The 16484-nt window shown below is 39.8% G+C and carries 16 protein-coding genes and 1 tRNA gene; 5 read left to right on the top strand and 12 right to left on the bottom strand.

The window, feature by feature from the left end:
* The first annotated feature begins 4 nt into the window (after window positions 1-4).
* The 3 genes from JG734_RS04445 to JG734_RS04435 all read left to right on the top strand — a co-directional run bounded on the left by JG734_RS04445 (window position 5) and on the right by JG734_RS04435 (window position 2263).
* Window positions 5-541: a carboxymuconolactone decarboxylase family protein gene (locus JG734_RS04445; RefSeq protein WP_201333825.1), complete on the top strand. Its 537-nt coding sequence runs from the start codon at window positions 5-7 to the stop codon at window positions 539-541.
* 23 nt (window positions 542-564) lie between these two features.
* Window positions 565-1083 (top strand): inorganic diphosphatase, encoded by a 519-nt coding sequence (ppa, locus tag JG734_RS04440; protein WP_201333824.1) that lies wholly within the window; start codon window positions 565-567, stop codon window positions 1081-1083.
* Window positions 1084-1147: 64 nt separating this feature from the next.
* Window positions 1148-2263 (top strand): OmpP1/FadL family transporter, encoded by a 1116-nt coding sequence (locus JG734_RS04435; protein WP_201333823.1) that lies wholly within the window; start codon window positions 1148-1150, stop codon window positions 2261-2263.
* Here the strand turns inward: JG734_RS04435 and JG734_RS04430 are convergent, their stop codons facing one another.
* Genes JG734_RS04430 through JG734_RS04375 form a run of 12 tightly spaced genes read right to left on the bottom strand, consistent with a single transcriptional unit; the run spans window position 2264 to window position 15049 of the window.
* Window positions 2264-3598: an N-acetylmuramoyl-L-alanine amidase gene (locus tag JG734_RS04430; RefSeq protein ID WP_201333822.1), complete on the bottom strand. Its 1335-nt coding sequence runs from the start codon at window positions 3596-3598 to the stop codon at window positions 2264-2266.
* A gap of 53 nt (window positions 3599-3651) precedes the next feature.
* On the bottom strand, window positions 3652-4749 hold the full coding sequence (locus JG734_RS04425; protein WP_201333821.1) for a nitronate monooxygenase: 1098 nt from the start codon (window positions 4747-4749) through the stop codon (window positions 3652-3654).
* The gene (tyrS, locus tag JG734_RS04420; protein ID WP_201333820.1) at window positions 4749-5948 is read right to left on the bottom strand and encodes a tyrosine--tRNA ligase; all 1200 of its coding nucleotides are present in this window, start codon (window positions 5946-5948) and stop codon (window positions 4749-4751) included. The genes JG734_RS04425 and tyrS overlap by 1 nt, the downstream gene beginning before the upstream one ends.
* Before the next feature lie 9 nt (window positions 5949-5957).
* Window positions 5958-8099, bottom strand: a complete 2142-nt coding sequence (locus JG734_RS04415; protein WP_201333819.1) for a bifunctional (p)ppGpp synthetase/guanosine-3',5'-bis(diphosphate) 3'-pyrophosphohydrolase — start codon at window positions 8097-8099, stop codon at window positions 5958-5960.
* Window positions 8100-8102: 3 nt separating this feature from the next.
* On the bottom strand, window positions 8103-8315 hold the full coding sequence (locus JG734_RS04410; RefSeq protein ID WP_201333818.1) for a DNA-directed RNA polymerase subunit omega: 213 nt from the start codon (window positions 8313-8315) through the stop codon (window positions 8103-8105).
* Window positions 8312-9037 carry a UMP kinase gene (gene pyrH, locus JG734_RS04405; RefSeq protein ID WP_201333817.1) on the bottom strand — a complete coding sequence of 242 codons (726 nt, stop codon included), beginning with the start codon at window positions 9035-9037 and terminating at the stop codon, window positions 8312-8314. Before pyrH ends, JG734_RS04410 begins: the two co-directional genes overlap by 4 nt.
* 54 nt (window positions 9038-9091) lie before the next feature.
* A complete protein-coding gene (locus JG734_RS04400) occupies window positions 9092-10342 on the bottom strand; it encodes a murein hydrolase activator EnvC (RefSeq protein WP_201333816.1) in 1251 nt (416 codons plus the stop codon).
* Complete coding sequence (locus tag JG734_RS04395) at window positions 10267-11076, bottom strand: hypothetical protein (RefSeq protein ID WP_201333815.1); 810 nt, start codon at window positions 11074-11076, stop codon at window positions 10267-10269. The genes JG734_RS04400 and JG734_RS04395 overlap by 76 nt, the downstream gene beginning before the upstream one ends.
* Entirely contained in the window at window positions 11063-11737 is a 675-nt protein-coding gene (locus tag JG734_RS04390; protein WP_201333814.1) for a cell division ATP-binding protein FtsE, read from the bottom strand. The genes JG734_RS04395 and JG734_RS04390 overlap by 14 nt, the downstream gene beginning before the upstream one ends.
* Window positions 11730-12902 carry a tRNA (guanosine(46)-N7)-methyltransferase TrmB gene (gene trmB / locus JG734_RS04385; protein WP_201333813.1) on the bottom strand — a complete coding sequence of 391 codons (1173 nt, stop codon included), beginning with the start codon at window positions 12900-12902 and terminating at the stop codon, window positions 11730-11732. The genes JG734_RS04390 and trmB overlap by 8 nt, the downstream gene beginning before the upstream one ends.
* A gap of 1 nt (window position 12903) precedes the next feature.
* A complete protein-coding gene (locus JG734_RS04380) occupies window positions 12904-14139 on the bottom strand; it encodes a fibronectin type III domain-containing protein (protein ID WP_201333812.1) in 1236 nt (411 codons plus the stop codon).
* A complete protein-coding gene (locus JG734_RS04375; protein ID WP_236587026.1) occupies window positions 14060-15049 on the bottom strand; it encodes an RluA family pseudouridine synthase in 990 nt (329 codons plus the stop codon). The genes JG734_RS04380 and JG734_RS04375 overlap by 80 nt, the downstream gene beginning before the upstream one ends.
* 40 nt (window positions 15050-15089) lie before the next feature.
* On the opposite strand from JG734_RS04375, the gene rodA reads away from it, so the two are divergent.
* Both rodA and JG734_RS04365 read left to right on the top strand, forming a co-directional pair.
* Entirely contained in the window at window positions 15090-16193 is a 1104-nt protein-coding gene (gene rodA / locus JG734_RS04370) for a rod shape-determining protein RodA (RefSeq protein ID WP_201333912.1), read from the top strand.
* 107 nt (window positions 16194-16300) lie between these two features.
* Window positions 16301-16374 (top strand) — tRNA-Ile (locus tag JG734_RS04365).
* The last annotated feature ends 110 nt before the right edge of the window (window positions 16375-16484 follow it).

The following is a 16484-nucleotide window of genomic DNA, read 5'->3' as shown; positions in this document are numbered from 1 at the left end:
AAATATGGCTTATATTGATCTACCAGAATTTGAACAGATGTCACCACGTATCCAGGAAAAAGCACGCCCTATTTTAGAAAAGACAGGAACCTTGGGTGAGATTTTTAAGCTTTTAGCATTAGATGAAAATATCTACAATGCAACCGATATGATGGTGCAAAACTATCTACTCAAGCAGACGCATCTGCCCTACTTCATCAAAGAGGCTATTGCTCTTTTGATCTCGAAGGAGAATAGCTGTAAGATGTGTGTTGATGTGCACAAAAATATAGCGAAGATGCTAGGTCTCCATGAGCAACAGATCGAGCAGATTCTCCAAGGAGTTGATGCAATCGAAGCAGATGAGAAGACAAAAACGCTTCTCGATTTTTGCATCAGAGCTAGCAAAAAAGATAACTACAAAATGACCAAAGATGACATAGATGCCATCAAAGCGTATGGCTGGAGTGACAAAGAGATCCTCGAAGCTGTAGCGATAACTGGCTATTTTAACTATATCAATACGCTCTCCAATGTATTTGGACTTGGTAAAAGTGTATAATTACAATCAAAAAAGGAGTATATATGGATCTAACAAAAATCGGACATGGTGAAAACCCAGATAAGGTACATGCCCTCATCGAAATCCCTTATGGATCAAATATCAAATATGAAGTAGACAAAGAGAGTGGTGCAATTTTTGTAGATCGTGTCATGTATAGTGCAATGTACTATCCGGCAAATTATGGATTTGTACCAAATACACTCGCTGCAGATGGAGATCCAGCAGATATAATGGTACTCAATGAGTATCCTCTCATTCCAGGAAGTGTAATTAAGTGCCGCCTCATTGGAGTGCTAGTCATGGAAGATGAGAGTGGTATGGATGAGAAGCTCTTGGCAGTTCCTGTGAGCAAAGTTGATCCCACATATGATAATATTCAATCAATCGAAGATCTTCCAAAACACACACTTGATAAAATCAAAAACTTCTTTGAAACATATAAAATTCTTGAACCAAATAAATGGGTGAAAGTCAAAGAGTACAAAGGTAAAGAAGAGGCTCAAAAAATCCTCGAAGAGGCTATCAAAAATTATAAGTAAATTTTATCTATAATCCCTTGACACCACACAGCCTCCTTCAGTAAAATAGCCTGAAGGGGTTGTTATGAAAAAAATTTCTATACTTGCACTTACTCTTGCTTCGCTCTTTGCCACACAGGGTGATAATCTCATAGGTGCTGGAGTCAAATCACGCGCAGCTGCTGGCGCAGCATTTACCAAAAGCTACGGAGTAGAATCACTCTTTCTCAATCCATCACAAATCGTTAGATCTCAATCCAACGAAGCTTCTTTTGGTATCACACTCTTTATGCCAGATGTTCATGGAAAAAACCAAACGGCTTGGTACAAAAGCAGTGAGGATTTTGAGACAATTCCCTATCTTGGTCTCATACAAAATATAGATGAGACAAGTAGCTGGGGTATTGGACTTTTTAGTGTCAGTGGTATGGGAGTAGACTATAGTGATACACCACCTTCTTCAAATCTTGCAAATGTAAAGACAAATCTCGCATATGCCAAACTCTCACTAGTCTATGCGAAGCAGTTTGACAATCTCACTCTTGGAGCTGGGCTTGATGGAGCTTATGGAAGACTCAAGATTGCTACAGCTTTCTCACCACTTCCCGCCAACTTTTGTCACGATGTAGGAGTTGGCTACCATATTGGTGCAGATTACGCTATCAATAAAAATATTAATATTGCTGCAATCTACACATCCAAAGTGGCAATGCGCTATAAGAGTGTTTACGATTTTGATAATGATAGAAAAAAAGATCATTTTAAACTTACGCAACCTGCTCAATACTCTCTTGCAGTAGGATTGAAAAAAAGCAATTGGCATACAGAAATTGCCTTTGGCAAGATCCTGTGGTCTAGAGCGAGTGGCTATAAAGAGTTTGCGTGGCAAGATCAAAATGTTTATAGCATGAGTGTTGATGTAGCTTATGAAAAGCTTCTCATCATTGCAGGTGCAAGCTATGCTAGCAAAGTGATAAAACCTGCAAAATTTTCAAATCCTACACAAGCCTTTTTCAATCTCATTGGCTTTCCAGCCATCTCACAATCGCATTTGAGTTTAGGTCTAAGCTACCACTATCAAAGCAACTGGAGATTTAATACAGCACTTGTCTATGCACCAAAAAAGGTCGCGCACTATGGCCCACTTGCAGCTAGCAACAAGCAGTTTTCTGTTAGTTTTGGGGTTGATTATCTTTTCTAGCTACTTTTCGAGTTTATGCTGAAAGTAGCTCTCCACTCCCTTGACTACTCCTTCAGCTAAAAGATTTTGGTAGTAGGGATTGGAGATACGCATAGCTTCAGTAGGATTGGTGATATAGCCAACTTCTATGAGGATTGCAGGCATCTGTGCGCCCACAAGCACCCAAAATGGCCCTGGCCTTACTCCTCCATCTACCACATGATACTTTTTGCGCAGCGTATAGAGTACATTCCTTTGTATATCGATTGCAAGTTTATTCGATAGTATTGTGGTCTCTTTGTTGATGAAATTGAGGAAAACATTTTTGCTGTAGTAGCTAAGATTTTTCATATCGACTCTATTTTCAAGTGCAGCTATACGTTTTGCTCTCTCACTTCTAGCAGGAGAGAGGAAAAATGTCTCAATCCCCTTCATCATGAGATATTTACTCTTAGTAGGTGCAGCATTTGCGTGTATGGAGATGAAGAGATTTGCTTTGACCCTGTTAGCAAACTTTGTACGGTTGCGCAGTGTCACAAAGTAGTCTCCGCGCCTAGTGAGGTAGACTTTGAACCCTTTTGCTTTGAGCTTCTTGTAGACTCTTTTGGCAATTTGCAAGACGATATCTTTCTCTCTTTTTCCCTTATACCCCACTGCCCCACTATCTTTGCCACCATGCCCAGCATCGATAACTATGATCTTTTTACTATAGATGATAGAAGGTGGGATGATACTGAGTTTTGGAGAGCTCTTCGCAAGAGCTTTTGGACGTGTCTTTTTCCACAGAAAAATTTTGAGCTTTGCTCCTTCAACTGAAGAATCGGTAGAAAACTTTTCTGGATCTTCAAATATAATCTGCAAATAGTTCTTATCTTTTTGTACAATTCTCATGCTTTTGACAGTTTTGAGGCGATAGTTACGATATTTTGTAGCAACCTTTCCTTCAATTATATAGATAATTTTGTAGCTGCTTTTATTTTGAGAAATTTTCTTACTGTATTTTTTATCAAGCGGCTTATCAAAGAAATACTCTATATACCCTTTGCCTAAAATTACCTTTTTGAGTCTGTTGGGTGATGGTAGTGAAGATCCCTTTGTCACCTTTATATTTTTGAGTCTGCTGCTTTTTTTGCTTGCTTTTTTGTGCCTGTTTAGCAGATCATAGAGCTCCTTTTTATACGCATTAATACCAAGACCTAGCTTTTGAGAGCACTGTATGAGGCCTTGGAGCGCCTTGATCCGTAAATTTTCATCTTCATCGACCAAAGATTTAATATAGACAGATTTGTAGCTATTGAGCCCTTTGTATATAGCGTTTTTACTCTTTTGCGAGCAGTAGTATTGTGCTTCTTGCAAAGGCTCAGAAGCAGATAGAGAAAAAAAGAAAAATAAAAGAAGAAAAAGAGCTCTTATGATGACTCTCCTTCAACGAGCAGTTGCATGAGCTCTTTGACTGAGAGGAGTTTATCAAGCTTGTAGCCATTTGCACCGCTGAAGTAGAGTCCAAGCTCTTCATCTCCTTTGTAAGCATCACTAAGCCTATCAGCTATACAATATCCTACCGCTTTTGCTTCAACACCTCTATGGCATGGAGCAACGCAGTTACTGATACACTTTATTGCTGGACCTTCGCGCTTTTCAACCTTTTCGATGAGCTTTGTTCTCACTCCTCTTGCAGGATAGCCTACAGGAGATTTGAGTAATATAATGTCTTCTTTTTTGGCATTGAGTAAGATTTTTTTGAATGTATCGCTAGCATCACACTCATGTGTACCGATAAAGCGTGTTCCCATCTGCACACCAGCTGCACCCATTTTAAGATATTTCACAATATCCTCATGGTCCCATATTCCACCAGCTGCAATAACCGGAATATCTCCCCATTTTTTTGCCTCTTCTATTACTTGTGGGACAATATTTTCTAGCTGGAACTCCTCCATAAAGCACTGCTCATAGGTAAATCCTTGATGGCCGCCACTCAATGGACCCTCTACAACCACCGCATCAGGAAGTCTGTCGTAGCGTGTCTGCCATCTTTTGCAAATTATCTTGAGGGCTTTTGCACTAGAGACTATCGGTACGAGTGCAACATCAGGGAAATCTTTGGTAAATTCAGGCATGTTTGTTGGAAGACCAGCTCCAGTGATGATGATATTGGCTCCTGCTTCACAGGCATCCCTAACAACTCTTCCATAGTCATTTATCGCATACAATACATTTGCTGCTAGTGGCGCATCACCGCAGATTTTGCGAGCATTTTCAAAAATTTTGAAAAGAGCTTTCTTGGAGTAGAAGTTGGCAGTCTCAAGAGGTCTTCCTGCTACAGTTTTTTCAACATATGCCATATTTTGATAGTAACCGGTTCCTACCGCACTAATAACTCCAAGTCCACCCTCTTTGCTCACATTTCCTGCAAGCCTATCCCAGCTTATCCCAACACCCATACCACCTTGAACAATGGGATATTTGATTGTGTATTTTCCAATTTTTAGAGATGGAAGACTCATTACTGCACCTTTAATTTTGCAAATTTTCTCTTACCAACCTGCGCGATATACTCTCCAGCTTCTAGTTGCAAATCTTTATCACTTACTTTCTCTTTATCGATCCTCACAGCTCCTGCTTGAATATCGCGTCTTGCTTGTGAGGTTGATGGCTCAAGACCAGCTTCGACCAAGGCCTTTGCTATCCAGATCGGCCCTTTTAAAGTGATCTCTTTGATATCGCTTGGGATATCGTTTTTCTTGTGAATGCGATCAAACTCCTCTTTTGCTCTTTGTGCAGCCTCACTATTGTGATAGCGCTCCACTATCTCTAACGCCAAAAGCTCTTTTGCAAATTTTGGATGTACCTTGCCACTGGCTACTCCCTCTTTGAGCTCTTCTATTTCAGCCAGACTCTTGCTGCTAAGGAGCTCATAGTAGCGCCACATCAACTCATCTGAAATACTCATTATTTTAGCAAACATCGTATTTGGATCCTCTGCCAAAGCTATGTAGTTGCCAAGCGATTTGCTCATCTTTTGCACACCATCTAGTCCTTCGAGGATTGGCATCATCATAACTGCTTGCTCTTTGCCAATGCCATAGCTTCGCTGTAGATGTCTTCCCATCAAGAGATTGAATTTTTGATCAGTCCCTCCTATTTCGATATCGCTTCTAAGATACACACTGTCATATCCTTGTAAAAGGGGATAGATAAACTCACTTATAGCGATTGGTTTTTGGGCTTTGAAGCGCTTCTCAAAATCATCTCGCTCAAGCATTCTTGCAACGCTAAAGAGAGTTGTAAGTTCAACCAATCCACTAGCACCTAATGCATCAAGCCATTTGGAGTTGAAAACCACCTCTGTTTTTGCAGGATCTAATACTTTAAAGACCTGCTCTTTGTAGCTTTGAGCATTTTTGAGAACAGTCTGGCGATCTAATTTCTTCCTTGTTTCGCTCTTTCCTGTAGGATCACCAATCATTGCAGTAAAATCACCTATGATAAACTGCACAATTGCGCCATATTTTTGAAATGTTGCAAGTTTTTGCAAAAGTACTGTATGACCTAGATGCAGATCTGGTGCAGTTGGATCAAAACCGGCTTTGACGTAGTAGTTTTTTCCCTCATCAAAATAGCTCTTTAAAAGCTCTGTGATCTTCTGTTCATCTATGATTTCAGCTGTACCTCTTTTGATTTCAGCTAATGCTTCATTTATCATCTACTCCCCTTATTTGTATGCATCATCACTCTTTATAAATTCTATTATTTTAACTTTTGAAGCTATTTTCTTCCTTAAATCATCTATATTTTCGTGGCTAGACTCAAACTCCATCTCACACATATTGGTCTGCTCTATATTTTTACCAAGTTCAATCGATATTATATTAATATCAAGTTTAGAAAGATAGAAGAGAAAATCTGCAAGTGCGCCTTTGCGATCTGGCAGAAGTGCGATGAGATGGTAGCGCGGTGCAAAAGATTGCTTCCATTTGACAAAGAGCATAGGCTTGCCCTCTTCTATCATCTTTTGGGCTCTATGACACATCTTATGATGGACTATCGCCCTATTTCCCTCTCTAAATGCCACAATTTCATCACCTCTTTTTGGATGGCAGCAGTAGTCAAACTCTACTGCTGTGATGTTCTGGCATGTAATAAACACAAAATTTTCTATCTCTCTTTCGTGCTGTTTGCATAGCTTTGGAGAGAGTAAGAAGAGAAGCCCTTTCCTTTTACGGTAATCGCGCAAAAATCTGTTGACTGTTTCTTTGAAAAAATTCTCTTCAGTTGCTATGCGGTGAAGATGACGCTCAAGATCGTGGCTCTTCAACCACTCTTCTATAAGCTCTCTTGGTACACCAAGTTCGCTTTGGAGAATGTTGATTGCAGATTTTGCACTAATCTCTTTAAATTTTTGGCGGCAAAGTTGGCGCATCTGCTCTTTGGCCTTAGATGTTTTGACCGCATCGATCCAGCTACAACGAAGGATCGGCTCACTTGCTAGCTCGATGCGCACGATATCGCCGTTTTTGAGTTCAGTGAGGAGTGTTTGCTTCTGTTTATTAATAAAAGCAAATTTTGCACGATTTCCAATATCTGTATGCACAGCATATGCAAAATCGAGTGCCACTGCGCCACGTGGAAGATTATAGACATCACCTTTTGGAGAAAAGACCGTAATATCTTCACTATAGAGGTCATTTTTGACCAGTTCATAAAACTCTTCTATATTTTCGTTTTGAAACTCCAAATTTTCAAGCCACTTGAGATTGACACCTACATCACCCATTTTGTATTTCCAGTGGGCTGCTACACCATATTCAGCAGTGCGGTGCATCTCGAAGGTACGAATTTGCGCCTCAAAGATAGAAGCATTGTCAAAAACAGTAGTGTGGATAGTCTGGTAGCCATTCTCTTTGGGAACAGCAATATAGTCTTTAAAGCGCATGATAAGCGGCTTGAAGTTAGTATGCAAAATGCCTAATACTTTGTAGCACTGCAGCTTCTCTTGTACAAGCACTCGGATTGCTAATAGATCCAGCACCTCTTCGATCGATATCCCTTTGCGCTGCATCTTGAGATATATGGAGTAGTAGTGCTTGATGCGTGAGAGGATCGTAAACTCATCAGGACGAAAGCCATTTTGCACCATCTTTTTGCGAATCGTCTCCATAAACTCATGGAGCTTCATCTGCAATTCTACCTTGTGTGAGCGCATGAAATCATCTATTTTTTTGTACTCTTTTGGAAAAAGATAGTAAAAGCTTAGATCTTCAAGATAGTTTTTGATGGAAGCGATACCAAGTCTGTGTGCTATGGGAGCATAAACTACAAGGGTCTCTTCAGCAATGCGCTTTTGCTTCTCTGGAGGCAATGCATCGAGTGTGAGCATATTGTGAAGCCTATCACAAAGCTTGACGATCAAAACTCTCACATCTTTAATCGAAGCAATGAGCATTTTGCGAAAAGAGAGTGCTGAAGTAATAAGCTTTTCATTTGAGTTTGATGGAATGAGCTCTTCGCTACGAATCTCTACAATTTTTGTAAGACCCTCGACAAGATGAGCCACTTCATCGCCAAAGCGTGATTCAATATCTTCTAGAGTATAGGGAGTATCCTCTACAACATCGTGTAGCAGTGCTGCAATAATCATCGTCTCATCATTTGTGATATAGGCTGTAATTGTAGCTACAAGTATCGGATGGACAACGTAAGGCTCACCACTTTTACGCTTTTGTCCCTCATGGGCACGGATGGCAAACTCTAAGGCCTCATCGATTTTTGGTGATTGTGGAGCATAGGAGTGAAGGAGGCGAATAGCCTCTTTAAGAGAGTGAACCTCTCGAATCTTATCGATAAAATCTTTCATTCATCAAGATTTTTTGTTGACCTCGATAGCAATTTTCCCTTCTGCTATCTCCATGAGTGCTATGTCGGTATATTTATACTTCTTTACATCGATATCGATGAGTGGCGGTTTGCCAACAGCTAGTTCATTGGCACGTTTTGCTACAGCAATTGAGAGCAAATATCTATCATACCCTACATTTTCCAAAGCTTGCGCAGTAATTTTTTCAAGTCTCATATATTCTCCTTATCTGTTACAATTGAGCATTTTTCATAATTTTCATTGACTATGATGTCATAGAGATTGCCCTCTTCAAACATATTGCATACAATGATTGGTAGATTGTTATCTTTTGCAAGTGCAATAGATGTATCATCCATCACTTTGATATTGTCTTGCAGTGCTTCATCATATGTGAGGCGAGGGATCTTCTTCGCATCTGGATATTTGTGAGGATCTTTGTCATAGACGCCATCTACTTTTGTAGCTTTGATGATCATCTCAGATCCTATCTCAACAGCACGCAAAGTGGCAGCAGTATCGGTGGTGAAGAAAGGATTCCCCGTCCCTGCAGCAAAAATCACTATACGCCCCTTTTCAAGGTGGCGAATTGCACGTCTGACGATAAATGGCTCACAGATCTCTTCCATATTGATAGCACTTTGCACTCTTGCTTTGAGACCAAAATACTCTAACGCTTCTTGGAGTGCTACAGCATTGATCACAGTTGCAAGCATCCCCATATAGTCACCACTGCTGCGCTTGATAATTCCCTCTTTTGCTGCATTGACTCCACGGATAATATTGCCGCCACCAACAACAAGACCTACCTCTACACCGCTATCAACCAAAGGTTTTATTTCAGAAGCTATAAATTTGAGGACTGAACTATCTATGCCGTGACCATCTTCATTGGCCAAAGCTTCTCCAGAAAATTTTATCAATACTCGCTTCGCCATGACCACCTCTTTTTTAAGTTTGCCAATTTTATCTAAAATTAGTTAAGAATCTTCTTATCTTACTCGAATAAGATCGAGAGGATTGATATGTGCACTATTTTTCGTCACTTCAAAGATGAGCTTGGTATTGACGCGTCCTATCACATACCCCTTTTTAATACGTCTACCTTTTTTGATATAGGGTGAGAGTTTGTCGATATATGCATAAATGGTATAGAGATTGTTAGAGTGTTTGACTACGACGACATTGCGCAGGTGTGGGGTCCATTTGGCTAGTATAACCTTTCCATTGAGCACATTGCGCACTTTTGCATTGGGCACAAGAGGTTTGAGCTCAATATTTTCATTTGGTATCTCGATATTGTAAATAGGATCGCGATACATTCCATACTTTTTAATAATCACAAACTTCTCAAGCGGTGGGATTGTCTTTGGCCCACGATAGCGTACAGTTTTGAGTTTTCCATAGCTCTTTTGCCCATAGTTTTTGACTTTCATCTTCGCACTGGCCCTGCTTGAGCGAGCTGTCTCTTTGAGAATCTGGAGCTGTTTGAGTGTTTTTGCAAGAGTCTCACGCTGCCTGAGTAACTGCTCTTTCTCTTTATCGTAGTGGCTTTGAAGCTTTTTGAGTTTGGTTAGAGCTGCTTGATTTTTTTTACGCAAAAGTTGCAGCTGCTTTTTGTTTTTGATATATGTAGCAATCTGTTGCTCTAAGCTTTTGAGTTTTTGTTTCTTTTGCTCTAAAAGTTCTTTTGTAGAGAAGTACTCATGTGATACTTTTTTGAGCTTTTCATCTTCACTTTTTTGGATAGCTTTGAGGATCTCCTCTTTGATGATATCCTCTTGCGTAGTATTTTTAATTGAACCTAAGAGTAAAGACTTAGAGAAGGAGCGAGAAATCATGAGCAAAAGCTCTTCTTTGAGTTTTTGCTGCTTTTTAGTGAGATTGACAACTCCAGATTTAAGATCTTCATACTCTTTGATCTGAACTTTGTACTGTGCTTGCGCTTCAGAGATAAGGGTTTGAAGAGTTTTGAGTTTGGTTTGGATACGTACTAGCTCTTTTTTTGTTCGTTCTATATCTCCTGCCAATTTTGCAAGCTGCAGATTGACTCCCTGGAGCCTTTTATTTGTCCTTTGCAGCTCTTTTTTGGAAACTTTGATCTTCGTATCAATCGATGAAGCAAGTAAAGAACTGCCTAAAAAAAGAGCCAAGAAGAAAAAGCGCATCATATTTTTGGCTGCCTTAGAGAAACTACTAAGATATTGATAAAAGAGATCAAAACACCAAGTCCAAAGAGCCATACAAGATCCATGAAGATATCATTCGCACTGATATCGATACTCTCTAGTCCCAAAAGCTTTTGAATATATCCGGTTGAGAGGAAATAGAGATAGATCACATAGACTAGCAATGCACTAATAATTGTATCAATAATTGAGAGTTTGACAAGTACAGCAGTCCTCATCCAGAGTGGCGCACCAAAGAGAGCCATGATATACATACGCTCTTTATGCTCAAGATGCCACAACTCAATCTGCTTGAAGACGAGCATAATACTTGTTATGAATATGATCATCAAGAAAATAGTCGATACTCCTCGAAGGAAAATGAGAAAGTGATAGATTTTTTCATGTATTTTTAAAAACACTTCTACGCGGCTTATTCCTTCGAATTTGAGAAGTTTTTGTTTGATACTATTGATCTGGTCAGGGTCTGGAAAAGATGTAAGATAGACTTTGTAAAAAAATGGCAAGAAGTTTTTTAGCTCTTTCGTATCTACATTGACACCGCTTTGCTTGAGTCTATTGATCACAAGCGAGGGATCAATCGGTTTAATATCTTTGATGGAAGGTTCATACGCTTTGAGCTCAGCGAGGGTGAGAGGCTTTTTAGCTACTACAACGATTGAGTAGTCTCTATTGAGGTTTTTCTCATACGATTTTATGGCTTTATCCACAATGAAATAGAATTCCACTGCAAAGAGAATCGCAAAGAGCGGAATAATTAAAGATATATGATTTTTAAGAGATTTCATAAACTTTCCCATCTTCTATGTAAAAATGTTTAAATGGTACCTTGAGATTTGTAGGGATTGAGTGTGTAACAACCACCACAGTGGTGCCAAGCTGCTCGTTGGCGCCCTCTAAGAGATTCCAAATCACACGTGATGAGTACTCATCGAGATTTCCTGTCGGCTCATCAGCCAAGATGATAACGGGGTTGTGAGCGAGTGCTCTAGCCATCGCAACACGCTGCTGCTCTCCACCACTAAGTTCTAGCGGATAGTAATCCTCTTTGCCATTGAGTCTTACGTGTTTGAGTAGTCTTTGACTCTGTGCTTCGCAAACACTTTTGGAATATCCTGCTATGAGGAGGGGAAGCATGACGTTTTTTTTGACCGTCCACTCTTTGATGAGTTTATAATCTTGGAAGATGATCCCAAGATATTTACGCAAAAATGCAAGCTTTGATGGTTTAATATCGCTGAGAGAAACACCACCAATCTGTAAAATACCCGATTTTGGTCTTAGCTCCCCATAGAAAGATTTGAGCAGTGTTGACTTCCCACTCCCACTAGGACCAGTAATAAAGACAAAACTTCCGCTTTTTATAGAAAAGGATGAGTCTTTGATAATTGGAGTATCTTTTTTGTATTCAAGATAGAGGTCTTTTGCAACTATTACATTTTTAGCCATGAAACAACTCTTTAATTTTATTATGCGCATTTTTATTCGCGCGTGAGATTACCGGAGGCTTTGGAAAATACTCTATGGCCTCTTTAGTATAGTATATATATTTATGCTCTGGCCGATCAAAGCTTCCGAATGAGAGTTTTATGAGAAATTTCTCATCATCAATTTTGTAAACTTTTTCAAAATGGACAAAATAGTCTTCAAAAACCAAAGCTTTAGTCGTAATTTTGTCTATTATATTACCATCAAATGATAAATCTTTAAAATCAAATGAGAAATTTAGTGTAATTGGAGGACTCTCCTGTAACGATTTCATACGAATATCGTAGATATCTTTGCCAAGTCTTCTCCATCTAGCCTCATATTTACTCACAATCGGTGGCTCGATATTTTTTGTCACCTCCAAATCTACTGCAAACTGCGCCAAAAAAAGATCAAGTGCATAGCGAAAATAGTTATCGCTATCGGTTCTAAGCTCCAAAACTCCACTAGGTTTGAGCACGCGGCTTGCTTCTTGGATAAATGCCTCGCTTATCACTCTTCTATGTGGCTTTTTGTCCCACGGTACGGGAAAATGGATAAAGATTTTACCTACGCTATTTGATGGGGTGAGTTCGAGAAAAAGCCTCGCATCATAGTCCACTACATAAATATTTGATAGATGTTGCAGGGCTATTTGTTTGAGTACCTGTTCGATAGAGGGTTTGTGAATTTCAATACCTATGAAAATGATATCAGGATTTGTTTTGGCTTGATAGAGCAGATGCCTCCCGCTGCCAAATCCTATCTCTATCCAGACCTCTTTGTCGGGGAAACTGTGCAAGAAGTAGTCGATATTTTTGAGAGCATGCTCGCCTCTTTTGGCATGCGTTGCACCCAAATTGGAGAGATTGTCAGCAATCTTTTCACACGATGCCATTGCGCAAAAGTGCAAAAGAGCCTCTTTTATGAGATTTGTAGGTGATGGACGGGTCGTTTTATCTACTTTGATAATATATTTATCATCTTTTTGCTTGATTTCTAGCAAGAACTTTTTATCTTTGTAACTCACTCCCACAAGGGAGCTCTTAGCTCCCAAAAGGGGCTTAGCTATCCATTGGAAGGTAAAATCGCCATGTTTTATGGGAAATTCAGGCTCTCTCAAACTCTTTGCAACAATATGAGGCATTTTACTCTTTTGGTAGCTTTATTTTTATAGGTTCGCTCGCTTTTGATTTGATCCCATTTGCATCGATTGCATAGATTTTATACTCATACTCGATTCCTGGGACAAGAGTATCAGAGAATGTTGTGTTTGTAATATTTGTAAATTTATACTTTTTCACATCGAAGATACCTTCATAGACCTTTTTAACAATTTCATATTTGACTGCTCTATGATCAGGTGACTCCCAACTAAATGAAATTGTATTACCGTTGATATTTTTGCTCAAAATCACTGGTGGAAGTGGTTTAGCAAGCGTAGTACCAACTGCAGGTACATCTTGCTTGAAACTCTCAAGTCCATCTTTGTCCACCGCTGTGACTTTATAGTAGCGTTTTACTCCATCTTGGTTGATGAGATCTACATATTGGGTATTTTTAGTCTTAGCAACTACGATATATGGACCAATCTCAAAGACACTCTTATATATTTTATACATTGTGATATCAGGCTCTGGATTTGGTTGCCACTTGACGATGATCTTTTTAGGTAGGTTTTTGCTCGCTTGCAAGCCTCTTACAATACTAGGTCGAGGTTTTGTAGATGCTTGCACTATTTTGCTTGGCGGCGTATCAAGGCCATCACATGTTCTTGCAACTATTTTATAGAGATAGACATGTTTGTCTTTGAGATTCTTATCGATATATTCAGCATTGAGACGACCATTGACTTTGGCTATCTCTTTCCAATCCTTCTCACCAGGTTCAGAACGATAGATAATATACTGTGATATTTTTGGGTACGGATGTGGTCTCCAGATGAGTTTCACTTCTCTTGGGAGGTGATCTATCGCATCCACAAATGGCACAGCCTCTGGGAGTGGAAGTGTCTTGGCTTTGGCTACTTCACTTGGTTTTGATTCTCTCCCATCTTTGCCAAATGCTGAGACCATGTAGACGTAGCTAGTATTTGGAGTAAGTTTTTTATCTAGATAGTGAGAGCTGTATCTATCATCAACTTTTGCGATGCGAGTAAGCTTCTTGCCCTCTTTGCCACGATAGATATAATACCCTTTTACTCGCTCAGTATAAAGAGGAGTCCATTCAAGAGCTATAGATGTAATATCACTAAGAGTACGCACCTTTTGTACCTGTGGCAGAGACATATCTATTTTTGGTTTGTTATGTGGAGTCGGCTGTAACCCACACCCCGCTAGAAAAATCAAAAAGAGAGACGACATTGTGAGGATGAATTTTTTCATCTAATTTCTCCTGATCAAAATTATTTTGTAAAAACTGCATCATATCTTGCGCCAATGGAGCAACAAATTCCAAATATTTGCCACTTCTAGGATGGCGTAGATAGAGAATGTACGCATGCAAAAATACTCTTGGTATTGTATCTTTTTTGCTCTTAAAGCCGTATAAACGATCACCCAAAATATGGCGATGCAACGATGCCAAATGGGCGCGTATCTGATGCGTGCGCCCGGTAAAGAGTTTGGCGGCTATGAGTTCATATTTGCTATTTTTAGACTCAAAAATTTTGGCAAATGCGCTCTTTGCTTCTCTTCCACCCTCTATTATCGACATTTTGAGGCGATTTTTTGGATTGCGCCCCAGAGGTCGATCTACAATTATATTGTTTTTGAGTGGTGGCTCAATGATTGCTAGATAGTAGCGCCCCATACTCTTATCTTGTAGCTGCTCACTGAGCTTTAGATGTGCTTCATTATTTTTTGCGATAACAAGCAGACCGCTTGTCTCTTTATCGATTCTATGCACTATGCCATGACGCTCTTCTCCACTAATCGTTGAGAGACGAATTCCCTCCTTTTTGAGCCAATCAACAAGTGTAGGCTCTTTGACGCTCGGGGCTGGATGGACAACCACGCCTGCAGGTTTGTTGATAACGAGGATATCATTATCTTCATAAATTTTGGCAACTTCAAAATCTACTTCTTTATTCTGCGTCTCTTGTGGCCTAGGGAGAGTGATGTGGATATGCATAGAAGGTTTGAGAGTAAATCCTGGCTTTGTAACAACCAACCCATTTACACTCACATATCCCTTTTTGATGAGCTGCTCTATCTGACTGCGACTCTCACCAAGAGCCTCACTCAGGTACTTATCAAGGCGCTGTTTGCTTTGTGCCACAAACTCCTTAGTCAATATTAATCCTTCAAAAGATATAATTTTCCAAAAAGAGACTATGTTCTGGATCGATAGACGAATATTAACACATTTTGATTTTGTCCTTTTGGTGCTTATATTACCACTATTGGTAATCTCTAATTATCTCATAGCAGATGTCCATCCAATCCTTGCAAAAAAGCAGCTCATTTACTACCTCATCGGCTTTGGAGCTTTTGTTTTTGTATTTTTGATGCCAATACGTGAGTATAAATGGCTCATTCCTCTTATCTATTGGTTTAATATCTTGTTGCTCATTAGCGTAGATCTTTTTGGAGTGAGCAAACTTGGAGCTAAACGGTGGCTAGCGATTCCCTTCACACATTTTACAATCCAGCCCTCTGAGATTTTCAAGCCAGCCTTTATTCTCATGCTAGCATATGTGATTCACAACAATCCTCCTCCAAAAAATGGCTATGGTTGGAAAGATTTTTTCAAAATTAGCTTCTATATCCTCTTGCCATTTATTCTCATAGCAAAAGAACCCGACCTTGGAACTGCGACAGTTTTGCTCATTATAGGCTTTGGCGTGCTCTTTTTAGTGGGAGTCAACTGGAAAATTTGGGCTACACTTGTATTGGCTGCAGTGCTTATGATCCCAATATCGTATAAATATCTCCTCCATGATTATCAAAAGAAGCGCATTGAAGATTTTTTGAGTAAAAAGCCTAGCTACCATGTACAGCAATCCATCATCGCTATAGGCTCTGGAGGTCTAAGTGGTAAGCCAAAAGAGGAAGCAACCCAGACGAAGCTTCGCTTCCTTCCAATTGCTACGAGTGACTTTATTTTTGCATATTTTGTAGAAAGGTTTGGATTTTTTGGAGCAGTTGGTCTGGTGCTGCTCTATGCACTTTTGATTTTGCATATCTTTTCTATATCCCTCAAGTTCAAGCGTGACCTCTTCACACAAGTTGTCGCAGCATCTATTGCATTGATGCTATTTACATATATGAGTGTCAATATTGCAATGACCATAGGCCTTGCACCTGTTGTAGGAGTACCTCTGCCGCTCTTTAGCTATGGCGGTAGCAGCTTCATCAATTTTATGATACTTTTTGGGATTTTAGAGCATCTTCTTGCATTTCGCTATAGATTTTTGTATAATTCCAGCCATAATTAAGCCTATATGGCTTGTTTGTATTGCCGTTTCATGAGCTTATAGCTTAGTTGATTAGAGCAAACGGATCGTCCGAGTCCTTAGACGACAACTCCGCAAGAATGTTCGGTGGGCTCGTAGCTCAGTTGGTTAGAGCAACCGGCTCATAACCGGTTGGTCGCAGGTTCGAGTCCTGCCGAGCCCACCGAGCATTCTGAGGATAAACCGGTTGATCGCTAGACCCAGTCTTGCCAAGACACCAATTTTACTACAAAAAATTCTCAACTTCGTAAGCTTCTTTTTCATTTTGCTTTT

It is taken from the genome of Nitratiruptor sp. YY09-18 (genome assembly GCF_016593235.1).
In the GTDB taxonomy this organism is placed as follows: Bacteria; Campylobacterota; Campylobacteria; order Campylobacterales; family Nitratiruptoraceae; genus Nitratiruptor.
Note: the sequence above shows the minus strand (reverse complement) of the source record. Positions and strands in the feature narration are given on the sequence as shown.

Bases quoted from the DNA above. Each gene is read 5' to 3' on its own strand.
- JG734_RS04445 (WP_201333825.1), top strand. From the start codon at position 5: ATGGCTTATATTGATCTACCAGAATTTGAACAGATGTCACCACGTATC.
- ppa (WP_201333824.1), top strand. From the start codon at position 565: ATGGATCTAACAAAAATCGGACATGGTGAAAACCCAGATAAGGTACAT.
- JG734_RS04435 (WP_201333823.1), top strand. From the start codon at position 1,148: ATGAAAAAAATTTCTATACTTGCACTTACTCTTGCTTCGCTCTTTGCC.
- JG734_RS04425 (WP_201333821.1), bottom strand. From the start codon at position 4,749: ATGAGTCTTCCATCTCTAAAAATTGGAAAATACACAATCAAATATCCC.
- tyrS (WP_201333820.1), bottom strand. From the start codon at position 5,948: ATGATAAATGAAGCATTAGCTGAAATCAAAAGAGGTACAGCTGAAATC.
- JG734_RS04415 (WP_201333819.1), bottom strand. From the start codon at position 8,099: ATGAAAGATTTTATCGATAAGATTCGAGAGGTTCACTCTCTTAAAGAG.
- JG734_RS04410 (WP_201333818.1), bottom strand. From the start codon at position 8,315: ATGAGACTTGAAAAAATTACTGCGCAAGCTTTGGAAAATGTAGGGTAT.
- pyrH (WP_201333817.1), bottom strand. From the start codon at position 9,037: ATGGCGAAGCGAGTATTGATAAAATTTTCTGGAGAAGCTTTGGCCAAT.
- JG734_RS04400 (WP_201333816.1), bottom strand. From the start codon at position 10,342: ATGGCTCTTTGGACTTGGTGTTTTGATCTCTTTTATCAATATCTTAGT.
- JG734_RS04395 (WP_201333815.1), bottom strand. From the start codon at position 11,076: ATGAAATCTCTTAAAAATCATATATCTTTAATTATTCCGCTCTTTGCG.
- JG734_RS04390 (WP_201333814.1), bottom strand. From the start codon at position 11,737: ATGGCTAAAAATGTAATAGTTGCAAAAGACCTCTATCTTGAATACAAA.
- trmB (WP_201333813.1), bottom strand. From the start codon at position 12,902: ATGCCTCATATTGTTGCAAAGAGTTTGAGAGAGCCTGAATTTCCCATA.
- JG734_RS04380 (WP_201333812.1), bottom strand. From the start codon at position 14,139: ATGAAAAAATTCATCCTCACAATGTCGTCTCTCTTTTTGATTTTTCTA.
- rodA (WP_201333912.1), top strand. From the start codon at position 15,090: ATGTTCTGGATCGATAGACGAATATTAACACATTTTGATTTTGTCCTT.